This is a genomic window from Parafilimonas sp. (assembly GCF_051953455.1).
Lineage (GTDB): Bacteria > Bacteroidota > Bacteroidia > Chitinophagales > Chitinophagaceae > Parafilimonas.
On sequence record NZ_JBQCIT010000010.1, the window covers coordinates 1 to 14273 of the forward strand.

13 protein-coding genes are annotated in these 14273 nt (G+C 39.8%); 6 read left to right on the forward strand and 7 right to left on the reverse strand.

Annotation, left to right across the window (positions count from 1 at the left end; genetic code table 11):
* Together ACTHN6_RS03640 and ACTHN6_RS03645 are read left to right on the forward strand one after the other, a co-directional pair.
* The coding region (locus ACTHN6_RS03640) for an FN3 associated domain-containing protein (protein ID WP_440434355.1) at positions 1-1112 on the forward strand (1112 nt) is incomplete at its 5' end.
* Positions 1113-1192: 80 nt separating this feature from the next.
* Positions 1193-1855: an O-methyltransferase gene (locus ACTHN6_RS03645; RefSeq protein WP_440434356.1), complete on the forward strand. Its 663-nt coding sequence runs from the start codon at positions 1193-1195 to the stop codon at positions 1853-1855.
* Positions 1856-2055: 200 nt separating this feature from the next.
* Here the strand turns inward: ACTHN6_RS03645 and ACTHN6_RS03650 are convergent, their stop codons facing one another.
* Both ACTHN6_RS03650 and ACTHN6_RS03655 read right to left on the reverse strand, forming a co-directional pair.
* Complete coding sequence (locus ACTHN6_RS03650; RefSeq protein WP_440434357.1) at positions 2056-2742, reverse strand: cell division ATP-binding protein FtsE; 687 nt, start codon at positions 2740-2742, stop codon at positions 2056-2058.
* Positions 2743-2922: 180 nt separating this feature from the next.
* The gene (locus tag ACTHN6_RS03655) at positions 2923-3999 is read right to left on the reverse strand and encodes an FG-GAP repeat domain-containing protein (RefSeq protein ID WP_440434358.1); all 1077 of its coding nucleotides are present in this window, start codon (positions 3997-3999) and stop codon (positions 2923-2925) included.
* Between the two features lie 323 nt (positions 4000-4322).
* Between ACTHN6_RS03655 and ACTHN6_RS03660 the strand changes: the two genes are divergently transcribed.
* A complete protein-coding gene (locus ACTHN6_RS03660; RefSeq protein ID WP_440434359.1) occupies positions 4323-4679 on the forward strand; it encodes a BlaI/MecI/CopY family transcriptional regulator in 357 nt (118 codons plus the stop codon).
* A 1-nt stretch (position 4680) separates the two neighbouring features.
* Positions 4681-7338, forward strand: a complete 2658-nt coding sequence (locus ACTHN6_RS03665; protein ID WP_440434360.1) for an N-acetylmuramoyl-L-alanine amidase — start codon at positions 4681-4683, stop codon at positions 7336-7338.
* 3 nt (positions 7339-7341) lie between these two features.
* On the opposite strand, the gene ACTHN6_RS03670 is transcribed toward ACTHN6_RS03665, so the two are convergent.
* The 4 genes from ACTHN6_RS03670 to ACTHN6_RS03685 form a co-directional block, all read right to left on the reverse strand.
* Entirely contained in the window at positions 7342-8802 is a 1461-nt protein-coding gene (locus ACTHN6_RS03670) for a TolB family protein (RefSeq protein WP_440434361.1), read from the reverse strand.
* A gap of 94 nt (positions 8803-8896) precedes the next feature.
* Positions 8897-9400, reverse strand: coding sequence for a DUF421 domain-containing protein (locus ACTHN6_RS03675; RefSeq protein ID WP_440434362.1), 504 nt, complete (start codon positions 9398-9400; stop codon positions 8897-8899).
* Positions 9401-9402: 2 nt separating this feature from the next.
* Positions 9403-9876 (reverse strand): inorganic diphosphatase, encoded by a 474-nt coding sequence (locus tag ACTHN6_RS03680; RefSeq protein ID WP_440434363.1) that lies wholly within the window; start codon positions 9874-9876, stop codon positions 9403-9405.
* Between the two features lie 84 nt (positions 9877-9960).
* The gene (locus tag ACTHN6_RS03685) at positions 9961-10524 is read right to left on the reverse strand and encodes a type 1 glutamine amidotransferase domain-containing protein (protein WP_440434364.1); all 564 of its coding nucleotides are present in this window, start codon (positions 10522-10524) and stop codon (positions 9961-9963) included.
* A 314-nt stretch (positions 10525-10838) separates the two neighbouring features.
* On the opposite strand from ACTHN6_RS03685, the gene ACTHN6_RS03690 reads away from it, so the two are divergent.
* Positions 10839-11948, forward strand: a complete 1110-nt coding sequence (locus ACTHN6_RS03690) for a Gfo/Idh/MocA family protein (protein ID WP_440434365.1) — start codon at positions 10839-10841, stop codon at positions 11946-11948.
* A 175-nt stretch (positions 11949-12123) separates the two neighbouring features.
* Positions 12124-13488, forward strand: a complete 1365-nt coding sequence (gene tilS / locus ACTHN6_RS03695; protein WP_440434366.1) for a tRNA lysidine(34) synthetase TilS — start codon at positions 12124-12126, stop codon at positions 13486-13488.
* 77 nt (positions 13489-13565) lie between these two features.
* On the opposite strand, the gene ACTHN6_RS03700 is transcribed toward tilS, so the two are convergent.
* Positions 13566-14207, reverse strand: a complete 642-nt coding sequence (locus ACTHN6_RS03700) for a rhomboid family intramembrane serine protease (protein ID WP_440434367.1) — start codon at positions 14205-14207, stop codon at positions 13566-13568.
* Positions 14208-14273 lie beyond the last annotated feature (66 nt).

A 14273-nucleotide genomic window follows, 5' to 3' on the forward strand; every position in this document is an offset into this window, starting at 1 on the left:
ATAACAAGCCTTTTTATAATAGTAAAGAATTGGAAGCTTTACAGCCTTTAAAGACACAGATCGTTGAATTGAACCTTGACAACATGCCCGTTACTGATGACGATCTTAAAACCATAGCACAATTTATAAACCTGCGTCACCTTAATCTCAATTTTACATCCATCACCGGCAGTACATTACAGGAATTAAATAAACTGCAATTCTTAAAAAGTTTATCATTATCCGGTACGCCGGTAAAACCCAATCAGGTAGCAGCGCTTACAATATTGCCCAAACTAAGAGCTGTTTACTTATGGAATACAGAAATTGACAAAAAAGATATTCAGTCACTGGAAGAAAAAAACAAAAACATTACATATCAAACCGGTTTCAAAGGTGACAGCACTATTTTAAAACTTACGCCGCCTGTTTTAGAGAACGACAATTTTGTTATCACAAACCCGATTCCCTTAAAACTGAAACATTATATACACGGCGCGGTTATTCGTTATACAACAGATGGAAAAGAGCCAGATAGCCTTTCTTCAGCGGTGTATAATAAGGTTATTGATATTAATACTGATTTTACCTTAAAAGCTAAAGCTTATAAACCAGGCTGGATAAGCAGCGATATCATCAGCCAGCATTTCTTTAAAGGCACTTACCACGCCGACAGTGCAGTATTACTTTCGAAAGTGGATGATAAATTCAAAGGCGATGGTGCTGCCACTATCATTGATGGCATAAAAAGCGATATTAATTTTGCAAGCGGTAAATGGTTGGGCTACCGCGAAAATCCGATGGAAGTAATGCTGTTGTTTGATAAACCAGTTGAAGCAAATAGCATTACTTTAAGCATGCTACAGCAAATTGGTGCTTACATTTTTCCACCGGTGCAGGTTACGGTTTGGGGGGGCGCTGATAAAAATCATTTAAAGCTGTTAACCACCATAAAACCACAGCAACCCACGAAAGAATCAACCCAGGAAAATCTTGCCATTACATGCAGTTTTAATAAAACAACAGTTACGTGTATTAAATTGCTTGTAATGCCTGTACGCAGTTTACCCGGGTGGCATGATGGCAAAGGACAGAAAGCCTGGGTGTTTGTAGATGAGGTGTTTGTGAATTGATGAAAGACTGGTGTACCCAGGCAGCTGTATAATATATCGTTCACACATATCTTTAGAGACATAACCTACAATATTAAAACATGAACCAGCAACTATTTGAAGCCGTAGACCAATACATCTGTAAACTATTTGCGCAAAACGATGAGGCATTGGATGCAGTTGTTGCATCAATAGAAAAGAACAACATTCCGCAGATAAGCATTTCTGCCAGCCAGGGAAAATTTTTGCAAGTGCTGGTGAAGTTATGCAGGGCAAAAAACATACTGGAACTGGGCACACTGGCAGGTTACAGCACAATATGGATGGCAAGAGGTTTACCTGCGGATGGCAAACTCATTAGCCTTGAGTATGAACAATTGCACGCTGATGTTGCCAGAGAAAATATCAAACGCGCCAGATTGGATAATATAGTTGAAATAAGAGTTGGCAACGGCCTTGACCTGCTGCCGCAATTACAGCAGGAGCAAAAAGTTTTTGATATGATTTTTATAGATGCAGATAAGCAACCCTATACGGAATACTTTCAATGGGCTTTAAAATTGTCGCACTCGGGAACACTTATTATTGCAGATAATGTTATACGCGAAGGAAAAATATTGGATGAGGCATCGCAGGACGAAGCCGTAACAGGAGTGCAGCGCTTTAATAAATTCCTGGCAGCAACCAAAGAAGTAACGGCAGTTATCATGCAAAATGTAGGTGAAAAAGATCATGATGGCATGGCCATAGCAGTTGTGAATTAAGTTGTGTCTGTAACAGCTTTCGCTTCGCTTTTACAATTCCTGCTCAACCTTATCTGCCACCAATTTGCTCATGAATGTTATAGAAACAATGCTATCTCCGGCTACCGGTCTGGCTTTGCAGCATTAAAATCAATAAGATATTTTCTGAAGCGTCTAACCGCTATTCATCATCAATCTTAACCCAAATAACTTAACAACTTTTATACTTCCGCCACTGCGCTGTCAAACACTTTACCGCGCTCAGTTTTAAGCATGCGGGAAGGATATTTGCTTATCACCATAAAATCATGCGTGGCCATAATGATCGATGTGCCATAATCTCTACAAATACTTACAAGCAACTGCATGATCTCATCACTGGTTTCCGGATCGAGGTTGCCTGTAGGTTCATCAGCCAAAATAAGTTTGGGGGAATTAAGCAATGCCCTTGCTATATCAATACGCTGCTGCTCACCGCCGCTCAATTCAAAGGTCATCTTAAAGCCTTTGCTTTTAAGACCAACTTTATCAAGCACATCGGCAATTTTTTCTTCAATCAGCTTTTCATCTTTCCAGCCTGTTGCCTTCAAAACAAAGCGCAGGTTTTCGTTTACATTTCGATCAGTAAGCAATTGAAAATCCTGGAAAACAACACCCAGGTTACGGCGCAGAAACGGAACTTTTTTCCAGTTCATACCACGCAGGTTATACCCGGCAACTGTGGCATCGCCTTCTTTAAGCGACAACTCGCCGTATAGTGTTTTCAACAGGCTGCTTTTGCCGGTGCCCGTTTTACCAACAAGGTAAACGAATTCACCGCGCTCAATCGTAAAGCTTACATCACTTAAAACAAGGTTATCTCCCTGGTATATATTAGCATCTTTTACAGTAACTACAGGCTCAAACATGAAATATCAATTTTAAAGGTTGCTGCATTCATCACAAGCGGCAAATGTAAAAATAAAACCGTAAGTGGTGTTAACATAATGGTGAGTGAAGAGCGTTTACTCATAACTCATCATTCACTGCTCAAAATATTAACACAACAACAATTTTTAATTATTTGGATAATTGATTAAAGCAAAAAACTATTTTTCTTTATTGGGTGCCGCAGCCGGGCCATCATTATAAAATACATATAAGCCATCTTTGCCCGCTACCACAATATCTTTTCGCCCGGTGCCGCGTAAATCAGCAACTGCAAAGTATAGTCCGGTTCCCTTGCCTTCACCTAACGGGCCATAGCTGATGATTTGTTTGGTGAATGATTCCCCGTTCCATTTATAATAATACAATCCCGCCGGATCGTGCACACCCGGGTCTGTATCATGCGCCCGGTAACGTTTTCCGGTTATCAGCTCCGGTTTGCCATCACCGTCAATATCCACCCACTGCATGGTATGAAACATAGAATTGTTTGGTTCGATAGCATGTTTAACCCAGTTTCTTTTCCCGGATTTGTCTGCAGTTTGTTCATACCAGTCCAGGCCATAATCGTGGCCCTGGCCTGCAATAATATCATGCTTTCCATCGCCATTCACATCTTCCACCAGCACAGGTACGCTGGTTTGCCCCAGGTTAAACTCTTTATGCAATATCCATGTTCCTTTTAACGCATCAGCCGGCGCTTCCAGCCAGCCATCGCTTATAATAAAATCACCACGGCCATCTGCATTAATATCACCAAAACCTAATCCATGCTCCTGTTTAGGAGCTATTTCTGTTTTGGTAAACTTTCCCAAACCTTTGCCATCAGCATCTTTTTCCAGCTTATAAAATTTCAGCGGGAAATTGGGATTGTTTGGCACTATTTCTATTGTACCATCCTTATCCACATCCCAGCCTTGTGCCGCTTCCACGTTGCCGGTAGAATCAATTAAATGATCCGCCCATATGCCTGTGTTATTGCCCGGGTTTTCTTTCCAGTGAAGGCTGTTGCTGAACCAGCTTCCGGTAATAAAATCCATGAGCCCATCACCATTTACATCTAAAGGGATTGTAGAAAAGTCATCCCAGTATTCATTATAACGTTTTACCGGCCCTATGTAATGCGCCTTAAAAAATTCAGGCCCTTCATACCAAAACGATCCGGATACGATGTCGGGTTTTCCATCATTATTCACATCAAATACATCTACACTTTCAAAGCTTTCTGCAGCAATCATCTGTTTCGTAAATTGAATTGCAGGCGCCGGAGATTTGTTTTGGGAACAAGCAACGGAGCAGGTTATTAAAAAGCTGACAGGCATTAAAAAAAACTGCTTGCTGAAAAGATGCCGGTAATGCATGAAGACGTGTTTTAATGAAAAAATATATGGCACGTGAATATAATGATAGAATAGTTTTTACAACTATTATTCAAATCAAAATTGCCGGAAACGTTTTTTAAATCCACAATAATTTTTTTTCAGCATTATAATAACATTAACTAAAAAAATAGTTGTATAACTAAAAATATAGTTTTACATTTGACTAAATATTTAGTTATATGAAAACATTAACCAAAGCCGAAGAGCAGGTTATGCAGGCGCTCTGGAAAATTGATAGGGGTTTTTTGAAAGATATAGTGGAAGCCATGCCTAATCCTAAGCCGCATCCAAACACCGTGGCTACGCTTTTAAAAATATTGATTGAAAAAAAATTTGTGATTACAGAAACTTTCGGCAGGATGAATGAATACTCCCCTGCCATATCAAAACAGACCTATTCAAAAAGCACGATGAGCAGTTTGGTGAAAGGATATTTTGGCGGCTCTTTCAGCAAAGCCGTTTCATTCCTGGTAGAAGAAAATAAATTAAGCGTGGAAGAACTTGAATTATTACTTCAACAACTAAAAAAGAAATAATATGCTGCAGCAATTAAGTATTTACCTGCTGAAGGTAACCAGCATTAGCGGACTTCTTTTTTTGTACTATCATATTGCGTTGCGCAATAAACGCTTTCACTATTATAACCGTTTTTATCTTTTAATGGCCGTTGCCATAAGTATTATTTTGCCTTTGCTAAAGCTGGAATGGTTTACTTTTTTCAGCGACTCAGATCAAACCATTCACCTGTATAAAATTATTTACGGCAGCGGTGAAAATGAAATTATTGTAACCGGCAAAGCAGGTATTAACTGGGAGCAACTGGCCCTGTATTGCCTCGCGGCAACAAGTATTTTTTCATTGGCCGTTTTATGCAGCCGAATCCTAAAAATAAAGCTGCTGAAGAAAAAATATCCAGTGCAACAATTTACAGATTTTGATTTTGTGCATACCGATATTTCATCGGCGCCGTTCTCATTTCTGAAAGATATTTTCTGGCGCAATGATATAAACCTGGAAGATGAAACCGGCAAACAAATATTGCAGCATGAGATTACCCATATCCGCCAAAAACATTCCTGGGATAAATTATACATGCAGTTTACCCTGTGTTTTTACTGGATGAACCCCTTTTTTCACCTTATAAAAAAAGAGCTGTATTTAATACACGAATTTATTGCCGATGAAGAAGCGGTAAAACATGCCGATGCCGATGCGTTTGCAAAAATGTTATTGACCGCACAGTTTGGAAAATTCAACCTTTTACCCGCACAATCCATTTTTTACTCATCTATTAAAAGACGATTAACTATGCTTACCACCTCAAAGAAACCCCAGTTTAGTTATGCAAGAAGGTTAATGGTTTTACCATTAATCACAGCCCTCGTTTGCCTGTTTGCATTTACTGTAAAAACAAGAAATTCAAACAATACTATTCCACCCACCGTTTTGGCAAAACCATTTGTATTGGTGGTTGATGCCGGGCATGGCGGAAAAGACCGCGGCGCATTAGGCAATGGCATGTATGAAAAAGATGCTGCTTTAAAAATTGCACAGAAAATAAAAGATATTTCATCTCAATATAATATTCATGTAATACTTACCCGCAACAGCGATGTGTTTATGGATCCAAAGCAGAAGTCTGATTTTGCCAATTCGCAGAATGCAGATGCGTTTATTTCGATTCATGTAAACACTAATGATAAAGAACATCCGGATCAATCAGGCTTTGAAGTATTGCTTTCTTCGCGGGCTGATGAAAGGTTTGCAGATAAAAACAAAATATTGGGCTCTGCTATTCTTCAAAATATAAGCAAGGATTTTACAGCAGCGCCATCTTTACAAACACGCAATACCGGCATATGGGTATTAAAAAACAGTAACATTCCTTCAGTTTTAATTGAATGCGGTTACATAACCAATAAAGATGACGCAGCGAATTTAAAAGATGATGCAAAGATTGAATTGATAGCGAAAAATATTCTCGAAGGAATAGCAGCTTATGCAAACCACGCAGCAACCAGTATAAGGGATACCATACCTGCAAACATACTTAATGTTACTGCCGACAAACAACCATTATATGTTGTAGACGGGAAGCCATCTTCTGAAGCGGAAATCAAACTAATTGGTGAAGCAGATATTGAGCGTATTGATGTTTTAAAAGATTCTGCATCCCGTGTAATCTATGGCCCAAAAGCAAAAAATGGAGTTGTATTGATTACTTTAAAAACGTCTGCGAAACAATCGCAGGAGCCATTGTATGTGTTAGATGGGAAAATTGTTTCAAAGGAAGAAGCTATAAAGAATGAAGCAACCAATATTGAATCAGTAAACGTTTTAAAAGACAAATCAGCCATTGATAAATATGGCGATAAAGGAAAGAATGGCGTAATAGAAATAACTTCTAAGAATGCAGCTAAAGAGCCAATCGTGTTGAAAGTGCCCGATAATGTTTTATATGTAATTGATGGAAAAGTTTCAAGCAAAGAAGAATATAATAAGCTCGACAAAAAAACAATAGAATCAGTAAACGTTTTGAAAGATAAACCAGCCATTGACAAATATGGCGATAAAGGGAAGCATGGCGTAATAGAAATAACTTCTAAGAATGCAGCTAAAGAACCAATCGTGTTGAAAGTGCCCGATAATGTTTTATATGTTATTGATGGTAAAATTTCAAGCAAAGAAGAATATGATAAGTTCAACAAAAAAAATATACAGTCAATAGATGTTTTGAAAGATAAAGCAGCAACAGATAAATATGGTGATAAAGGCAAGAATGGCGTAATAGAAATAACATCAAAAAGTCAAACCGGGAACAATGCAAGCAATAACAACAAATCAATTGATGTAAAAGATTCAAACACTAAACCCATTTTTACCACTGCCCAAATTGAACCTCAATTCCCCGGCGGTGCCGAGGCATGGGGAAGTTACCTGGCGAAACAACTGGATGCAAGCGTACTTGCCAAAAGAAAAGCGCCTGCTGGCATTTACACAGTTACACTTTCCTTTATTGTGGATGAAGACGGAAATTTATCTGATATAAAAGCATTAAATGATCCCGGTTACGGCGCCGGCGCAGAGGCCGTTCGTGTGCTTAAACAAGGGCCAAAATGGCTGCCTGCCATTCAAAACGGGCATAATGTTGCATTCCTGAACAAACAGAAAATCGCCTTTAAGATTTCGGGATAATTTTTATTCACCCGCGTAAACCGGCGACAAAAAATCGCTGTTGCTTATAAAGGCAATATACTTTCCGTCAGGGCTCCAATTGGGTGTATTCATGGTGCCCTGGCCTCCGTATACAGCCGCAAGCACTTTTGGTTTACCACCTTCAACCGGCATCAGTCTTATATAAACATGCTTGTAAAAAGGATGGTCTGAAGGGTCAACATCTTTTCCAAAGGAAATAAACAGAATCCATTTGCCGTCAGGCGAAATATGCGGAAACCAGTTATTGAATTCATCATCGGTTAGTTGTTCCTGGTTGCTCCCGTCTGTGTGCATGCGCCACAACTGCATGGTACCGCTCCTGACAGAATTAAAATAAATGTATTTGCCGTCCGGTGAATATTCCGGGCCGTCATCCAATCCTTTGGCTGTTGTTAACTGCACTTCTTTACCGCCATTTGCCGGAATGGTATAAATATTAAAATCATCGTTACGCTGTCCGGTAAATACAAGCGTTTTTCCATCCGTGCTCCAGCCATGCAAATAAGAAGGGCCTGTTTTTGTAACAGGCTTTGGTTCGCCGCCCTCAATCGGAACTGTAAAAATATTTGAGGGACTGCCGCTGCTGAGACCCAGCATTTTTCCGTCAAAAGAGAGCACATGATCGTTGTTGTTTTTATTTACAGTGCCGGTATTTAAAACAGCAGGTTTATTGGCAGCAAGGTCAAATTTATAAATGAGTCCTTCGCTGTTATACAATAAATATTTACCATCCTTCATCCAGTTGGGCGCCTGCAAAGATTTTGGTGACTGGTAAATAATACGGCTTTTGCCTGTTTCTACATTCATTATCTCCAACTGGCTGCCTAAGTACTGCCTGTACGGAACAAGTGTGGGTGGTGCAGGTTTTACAATGCGCACATTATAAAAAACAGCCTTTTCTGTAATCGTAGGATTGTGTGAACAAACAAATAAACCGGCATACACTTTATCGCCAAGTTCAAGCTGAATACTATCTTCTGTAAATGTTTCACCTTTGCGGGCCACAGACATAATGTAAGTGTTGCCACGCCTTTCCAGTTGTATCACTTCAGCGCCGGTAAGCTTTGCTTTCACTTCCATCATGCTGTCATTATTCTCTTTTCTATATTGAAGCGAAGTAAGACCGTCGCCATGCACGGCAACACTTGCACAGGCTGAAGTGCTGTCTAAAGAAGCACGTATCATCCATCCAAGTTTTCTATGTTCTTCCACACCTTTGCCGATGAAAGAAGCATTGCAGCGTAAAATAAAATCACCATTTAGTTGCCTGCATACATACTGGAAACCATCATGGTTAAACCAGATATTATTGCCAGAACCTTCTATGGTATATTCCTGTTCCTGGGCATCATAAACAGCGCTTCCCTGCCTGGCATCGCCAATCGTAAACTGGTTTTCAAAAATGCCGATTGAGTTTTGTGCAGCAGCATGCATTGTAATCATTAGCAGTAAGATAAAAACGGAAGACAATTTCATGGTAAGCAATTGATGAGGGCTAAAGTTAATTCATAAATCAAACAAAGCGCTATGCAAAATATCAATCTGTTTTTTCTTCCCTTCTTAATATAAAACTAATCCTTCCATTGGTTTCAAGAAATGCCGTATCTATTTCAGCCAGCGTAAGCTTTTTGGTTTCGAGGCGAAGGCTTTCATGCAGGTCGTTTTCGCTCATGCCGGTACCTTCAAGCGCATCCTGTAAAAGTACTCCATTATTATACAGCTTAATGTAAGTGCCTTTAATCAGTTTTTCAAACTTGCGGCTTTTTACAGAAAGCCAGGCAACAAGGCGATGCATAACAACCATTACACCTGCGGCAACAATTGTATCAACATAACCGGATGCACCCACAACACCCCTTGCCAGTATAGCGCCCAACATAATGGTTACAATCGTGTCAAACGGAGAACGTTTGGCAAATGTGCGCATGCCTGCAAACCTTATCAGCGCAAGCATTACAATAAACATGATAAACGCCCTTACACACATTTGATGCATTTCGAGATGTTCTCCTTCTCCGAATAAAAAATTTATTACATTCATATCTATCTTGGTTTTATAAGTTTTAAAGCCTGTTGCGAACTTATATGTTTTATTGGCTTGAATATTTTCCCTTCCAGTTTATTGTAATTGATAAAGAAACTTTCAAGCTGCGTTACTATCTCTTTAGGTAAATCGTGTATTGAGCGGATGGTTTGAAATAATTGCGAGGCAAGCGGAACAGCAAGCAACCTGTCGTTGCGAACAGTTTTGCCTTGAGCAGATTGGTTAGCTGTTATGGCGCCTATCAGCCGGCAATCCATAATACAGCCCGGGAAACTCTTTATTTCTGAAATGATGATTACATCAAGTGGATCACCATCGCCACCTTTGGTAGAAGGTATAAAGCCAAAGTCAAAAGGAAATACCATTCCGGCCGGCAAAAGCTTTTTTAATTTGAAACCGCTGTGCTGTTCATCGTAATTATATTTTGCATTACTGCCCCTTGGTGTTTCAACAATCGCCGTGATAGTTTCCATCTTAAGTTTTTAAAAAACCATCAACAAAAATAAAGCCCCGTTAATGCAAACGGGGCTTATCCTTCAAAAAACCATACTCACTATTTAATGCGCAGGTGCAGGCACATGCACGCCTTCATGTATTTCTTCAATCATCTTTTTATTGAAGGCCGGCAGATCATCGGGCCTGCGGCTTGTAACGAGGCCATTGTCAATAACCACTTCGCGGTCAACCCAGTCTGCACCGGCATTTTCAATATCTGTTTTAAGGGATGGATAGGAAGTAAGTGTTCTGCCATCCAGCAGACCCGTTTCTATTAAAGTTTGCGGGCCATGACAAATAGCAGCAACAGGTTTGCCGGATTCAATAAAGTTTTTTGCAAACTCAACCGCTTTTTTATTGGTACGCAACTTATCAGGATTCATTACACCACCGGGCAAAACCAATGCATCATAATCTTCTTCTTTCACATCATCCACCTGCCTGTCTACATTCAGTTCAATTGACCAATGGTCATGATTCCATGCTTTTACTGTTTGTTTTTGAGGCGATACAATATGTACTTCCGCACCGGCTGCCTCGAGCGCTTCTTTCGGGCTGGTTAATTCAACTTCTTCAAACCCTGTTTCCGTAAGTATGGCAACCTTTTTTCCCTGTAGAGATTTCATAGTATAAACTTTTAAATGAATAAAATCATTTGTTGTAAAAACAAAAACCAAACCATCTGTTTAATTGAAATTTTAAGCTCCTGCTTCATATAATACGCCACCAGTAACTCTCTTATGCCCTTAAAGAGAATGGGCATTTATAACTACAACCATGCATTTATGCTGACATCAATACACACACATCTTGAAATAGTTAAACAGAAATTTTTATATTGCCACATAAAAAGTTCTGCCCTGCGAGGTCTCCGGACTTCGCAGCACTATGCGCCGGGTCTCCGGCCCGCCATTATTAAAACTTAAAACAATAAGCCATCATGAAAACGCGCCGCTCCTTTATTCAGCAGGTATCGCTTACAGCAGCGAGCCTCCCTGTTTTAAACATTTTAAATGCAGCATGTATGAACACAACAAACAACGATGAAAAAACATTACGCGTAGCTATTATGGGTTTGGGCAGTTATGGCACACGCGTAGCCGAAGCCATGAAAGATTGCAAGCGGGCAAAGCTCGTTGGCGTTATCAGTGGCACGCCATCTAAGATTGCCGACTGGCAGAAAAAATATAATATACCGGAAAAAAATTGCTACAACTATGAAAACTTTGACGCTATTAAAAACAATCCTGATATAGATGCGGTGTATGTTATAACACCGAATGCCCTTCATCATGATGAAGTTATCCGCGTTGCAAAGGCCGGCAAACATGTAATATGTGAAAAACCCATGGCCATTAATGCAAAGGAAGGACAGGAAATGGTTGATGCCTGCAAAGCCAACAATGTAAAACTGCTGGTAGGTTATCGCATGCACTTTGAGCCGCATACACTTGAAATAATCCGCATGCGCAATGCAGGCAACTTTGGCAAGGTATTATTCTTCCAGGGGCTGAGTGGTTTTACAATCGGCGATCCCACGCAGTGGCGCTTAAACAAAACGCTGGCGGGCGGTGGCGCCATGATGGATATTGGTATTTACTCAATAAACGGTTCCCGTTATATGGTTGGTGAAGATCCCGTTTGGGTTACGGCACAGGAAACCAAAAACAACCCACAAAAATTTAAGGAAGGTGTTGATGAAACCATACAGTTTCAACTCGGTTTTCCTGGCGGCGCTGTGGCTTCCTGTCTTTCAACTTACAGTATGAATAACCTCGACAGGTTTTTTCTTAATGGGGAAAAAGGCTTTGCCGAATTGCTGCCCGCAACTGGTTATGGCCCTATAAGAGGCCGGACGAATAAAGGAGAAATTGATGCGCCTGTTGTAACGCATCAAACCGTGCAGATGGATGCAATGGCCGGCATCATTCTCAATAATGAAAAGCCTGTTGTGCCGGTTGATGGTGAAGAAGCCGTAAAAGATTTAAAGATTATTGATGCTATTTATGAAGCCTGCAAAACCAGCAATAAGATTCCGTTGAAATTATAAAAAGCTGAAAGCTTTTTATTCAATTGTTATGATACCAGCGATGGCACTCTGTGGCAGCACGGTTGTGTCACTCACTTGTGCTGCATATTTTCATGGCGAGACATTAAACTTTAAACCTTCAAACAAATGAACCCTGAACTTGTGAACAAGTGAACGCTTGAACTACATTTGCCGCATGTTGCTTCAACAGTTCCAACAACATTTAAAGGAAAGCTTTCCGCACTTGTCTCCTGCCAATAACAAATTCATATTGGCGGTAAGCGGCGGTATTGACAGTATTGTTTTAACGGATCTTTTTTATAAATCGGGTTATGATTTTATAATAGCGCATTGCAATTTTTTGTTGCGCGGGGAAGAAAGTTTAAGGGATGAACTGTTTATGACAACCTTAAAAGAAAAATATAATAAAGAAGTTATCATAAAACAGTTCCATACAAAACAATATGCTGAAGACAACAAAGTCTCCATACAGGAAGCCGCAAGAAAACTGCGGTATGATTGGTTTAGTGCTTTACGTAGTCAACTGTTAACCGCCAACTGTCAACTATCAATTGCCATAGCGCATAACGCAGACGACAATATTGAAACCATGCTGATGTATTTGTTTCGCGGCACAGGCATTCATGGTTTAACGGGCATGCTGGCTTATGATAAAGAAAGAAAAATTATTCGGCCATTATTGTTTGCCACAAGAAAACAAATTGCCGCTTACGCAGAGGAAAATAATTTAGCATGGGTGGAAGATTCGTCCAACCTACAGGATAAATACACCCGCAATTTTTTCAGGCATAAAATAATTCCGCTGGCGGAAGAACAGTTTGAAAATGCAAGACAAAACCTGCAGGGCAATATTCAGCGTTTTAAAGAAGTGTCGGCTTTATATGAACAATCAATTGAAATGCATAAAGAGAAGTTGATTGAGTACAAAGGCAATGAAATTCATATACCCATTTTAAGATTGCAGCAAACAAAACCACTGGATACTGTTTTATGGGAAATAATAAAGCCTTATAATTTTCATGCACAACAATTAACTGAAATAAAAAAGCTGTTCGATGCAGCTAACAGCAGCTATGTATCATCAGCCACACACCGGATAATAAAAAACCGTAAACATTTTATTATTGCACCAATTGAAACTTCAGCAGCTAACCATATTCTGATTGAAGCAGCCAACAGAACAATAAATTTTGAAAGAGGCAGCTTGAGTTTTGAGAAGCTTGCAGCTAACAGCTTGCAGCTTGCAGCTAATAACAGCATTGCTTACTTAGATGCCACACAAATCGAATATCCCCTGTTATTGCGCAAATGGAAACAGGGCGATTATTTTTACCCGCTCGGTATGAAGAAAAAAAAGAAGCTCTCCCGTTTTTTTATTGACCAGAAATTATCGGCTACTGCAAAAGAAAATGCATGGGTTATTGAAATGAATAAAAAAATCATTTGGGTTATTGGTTACCGGATTGATGAACGCTTTAAAATAACATCATCAACACAGGAAGTGCTGAAGATAAGTTTTACTGCTGCGCAGGAACGCTGATGCTGCGCAATGAATCAACTGTACAAGGGAGTGACACAATCGTGATGAGGAAGGTTCGACAGCTGGTAACCAAAAAATCATCGCATTAAACTATCGCGTATAGCATCAACAAAATGATTAATAGGATTGAACCCTGTATTCAATGCAAAGCTTAAGGCAATTACAAAGGCAACACCATACAGCGAGCCCCACAAATGCGCAGAATGATTGATGTTGCCGGCGCCGCGTTTATTAAGATAAGCCGTAATGATAAGATATAATGGCCCAAAAATAAAACCGGGTATGGGTATGGGTAAAAATAACAGGCTAAGCTTAGCATCGGGATATAATAATATGCCTGCAAACACAACGGCAGATACAGCGCCCGAGGCACCAAGGCTGCGGTAATAATAATTGTCTTTGTTTTTCATGTAGGTCGGTATAAGGCAAATGGCAAGTGCAGAAATATACATCACCAAATAAAGCAGCGTGCCGGCGCTGCCAAAAATTTGAGAAAAACCATCGTTTACATAATCACCAAAAAAATAGAGCGACAACATATTAAAAAGCAAATGGCCAATATCGGCATGAATTAAACCATTGCTGAAAAAACGGTACCATTGTTTACGTTTGGTAATATCGGGCGGATAAAAGATAAGCTTATCCATTAAATCCTGGTTATTAAAAGCGAGGAAAGAAATAATACCTGTTATGATGATGATGATAATTGTTATTGACATGTCTTATTTTTTTTAAGAAGGCTGCAAGCTACAAGCAGAGTACACCTTTCGCCTTAGCTCTTACAC

What these genes read in the sequence shown, in the direction of transcription:
- ACTHN6_RS03685 (WP_440434364.1), bottom strand. Translation starts at nt 10,524, where the DNA reads ATGAAATCTCTACAGGGAAAAAAGGTTGCCATACTTACGGAAACAGGG.
- ACTHN6_RS03680 (WP_440434363.1), bottom strand. Translation starts at nt 9,876, where the DNA reads ATGGAAACTATCACGGCGATTGTTGAAACACCAAGGGGCAGTAATGCA.
- ACTHN6_RS03675 (WP_440434362.1), bottom strand. Translation starts at nt 9,400, where the DNA reads ATGAATGTAATAAATTTTTTATTCGGAGAAGGAGAACATCTCGAAATG.
- ACTHN6_RS03650 (WP_440434357.1), bottom strand. Translation starts at nt 2,742, where the DNA reads ATGTTTGAGCCTGTAGTTACTGTAAAAGATGCTAATATATACCAGGGA.
- ACTHN6_RS03660 (WP_440434359.1), top strand. Translation starts at nt 4,323, where the DNA reads ATGAAAACATTAACCAAAGCCGAAGAGCAGGTTATGCAGGCGCTCTGG.
- ACTHN6_RS03645 (WP_440434356.1), top strand. Translation starts at nt 1,193, where the DNA reads ATGAACCAGCAACTATTTGAAGCCGTAGACCAATACATCTGTAAACTA.
- ACTHN6_RS03700 (WP_440434367.1), bottom strand. Translation starts at nt 14,207, where the DNA reads ATGTCAATAACAATTATCATCATCATCATAACAGGTATTATTTCTTTC.
- ACTHN6_RS03670 (WP_440434361.1), bottom strand. Translation starts at nt 8,802, where the DNA reads ATGATTACAATGCATGCTGCTGCACAAAACTCAATCGGCATTTTTGAA.
- ACTHN6_RS03655 (WP_440434358.1), bottom strand. Translation starts at nt 3,999, where the DNA reads ATGATTGCTGCAGAAAGCTTTGAAAGTGTAGATGTATTTGATGTGAAT.
- ACTHN6_RS03690 (WP_440434365.1), top strand. Translation starts at nt 10,839, where the DNA reads ATGAAAACGCGCCGCTCCTTTATTCAGCAGGTATCGCTTACAGCAGCG.
- ACTHN6_RS03665 (WP_440434360.1), top strand. Translation starts at nt 4,681, where the DNA reads ATGCTGCAGCAATTAAGTATTTACCTGCTGAAGGTAACCAGCATTAGC.
- tilS (WP_440434366.1), top strand. Translation starts at nt 12,124, where the DNA reads ATGTTGCTTCAACAGTTCCAACAACATTTAAAGGAAAGCTTTCCGCAC.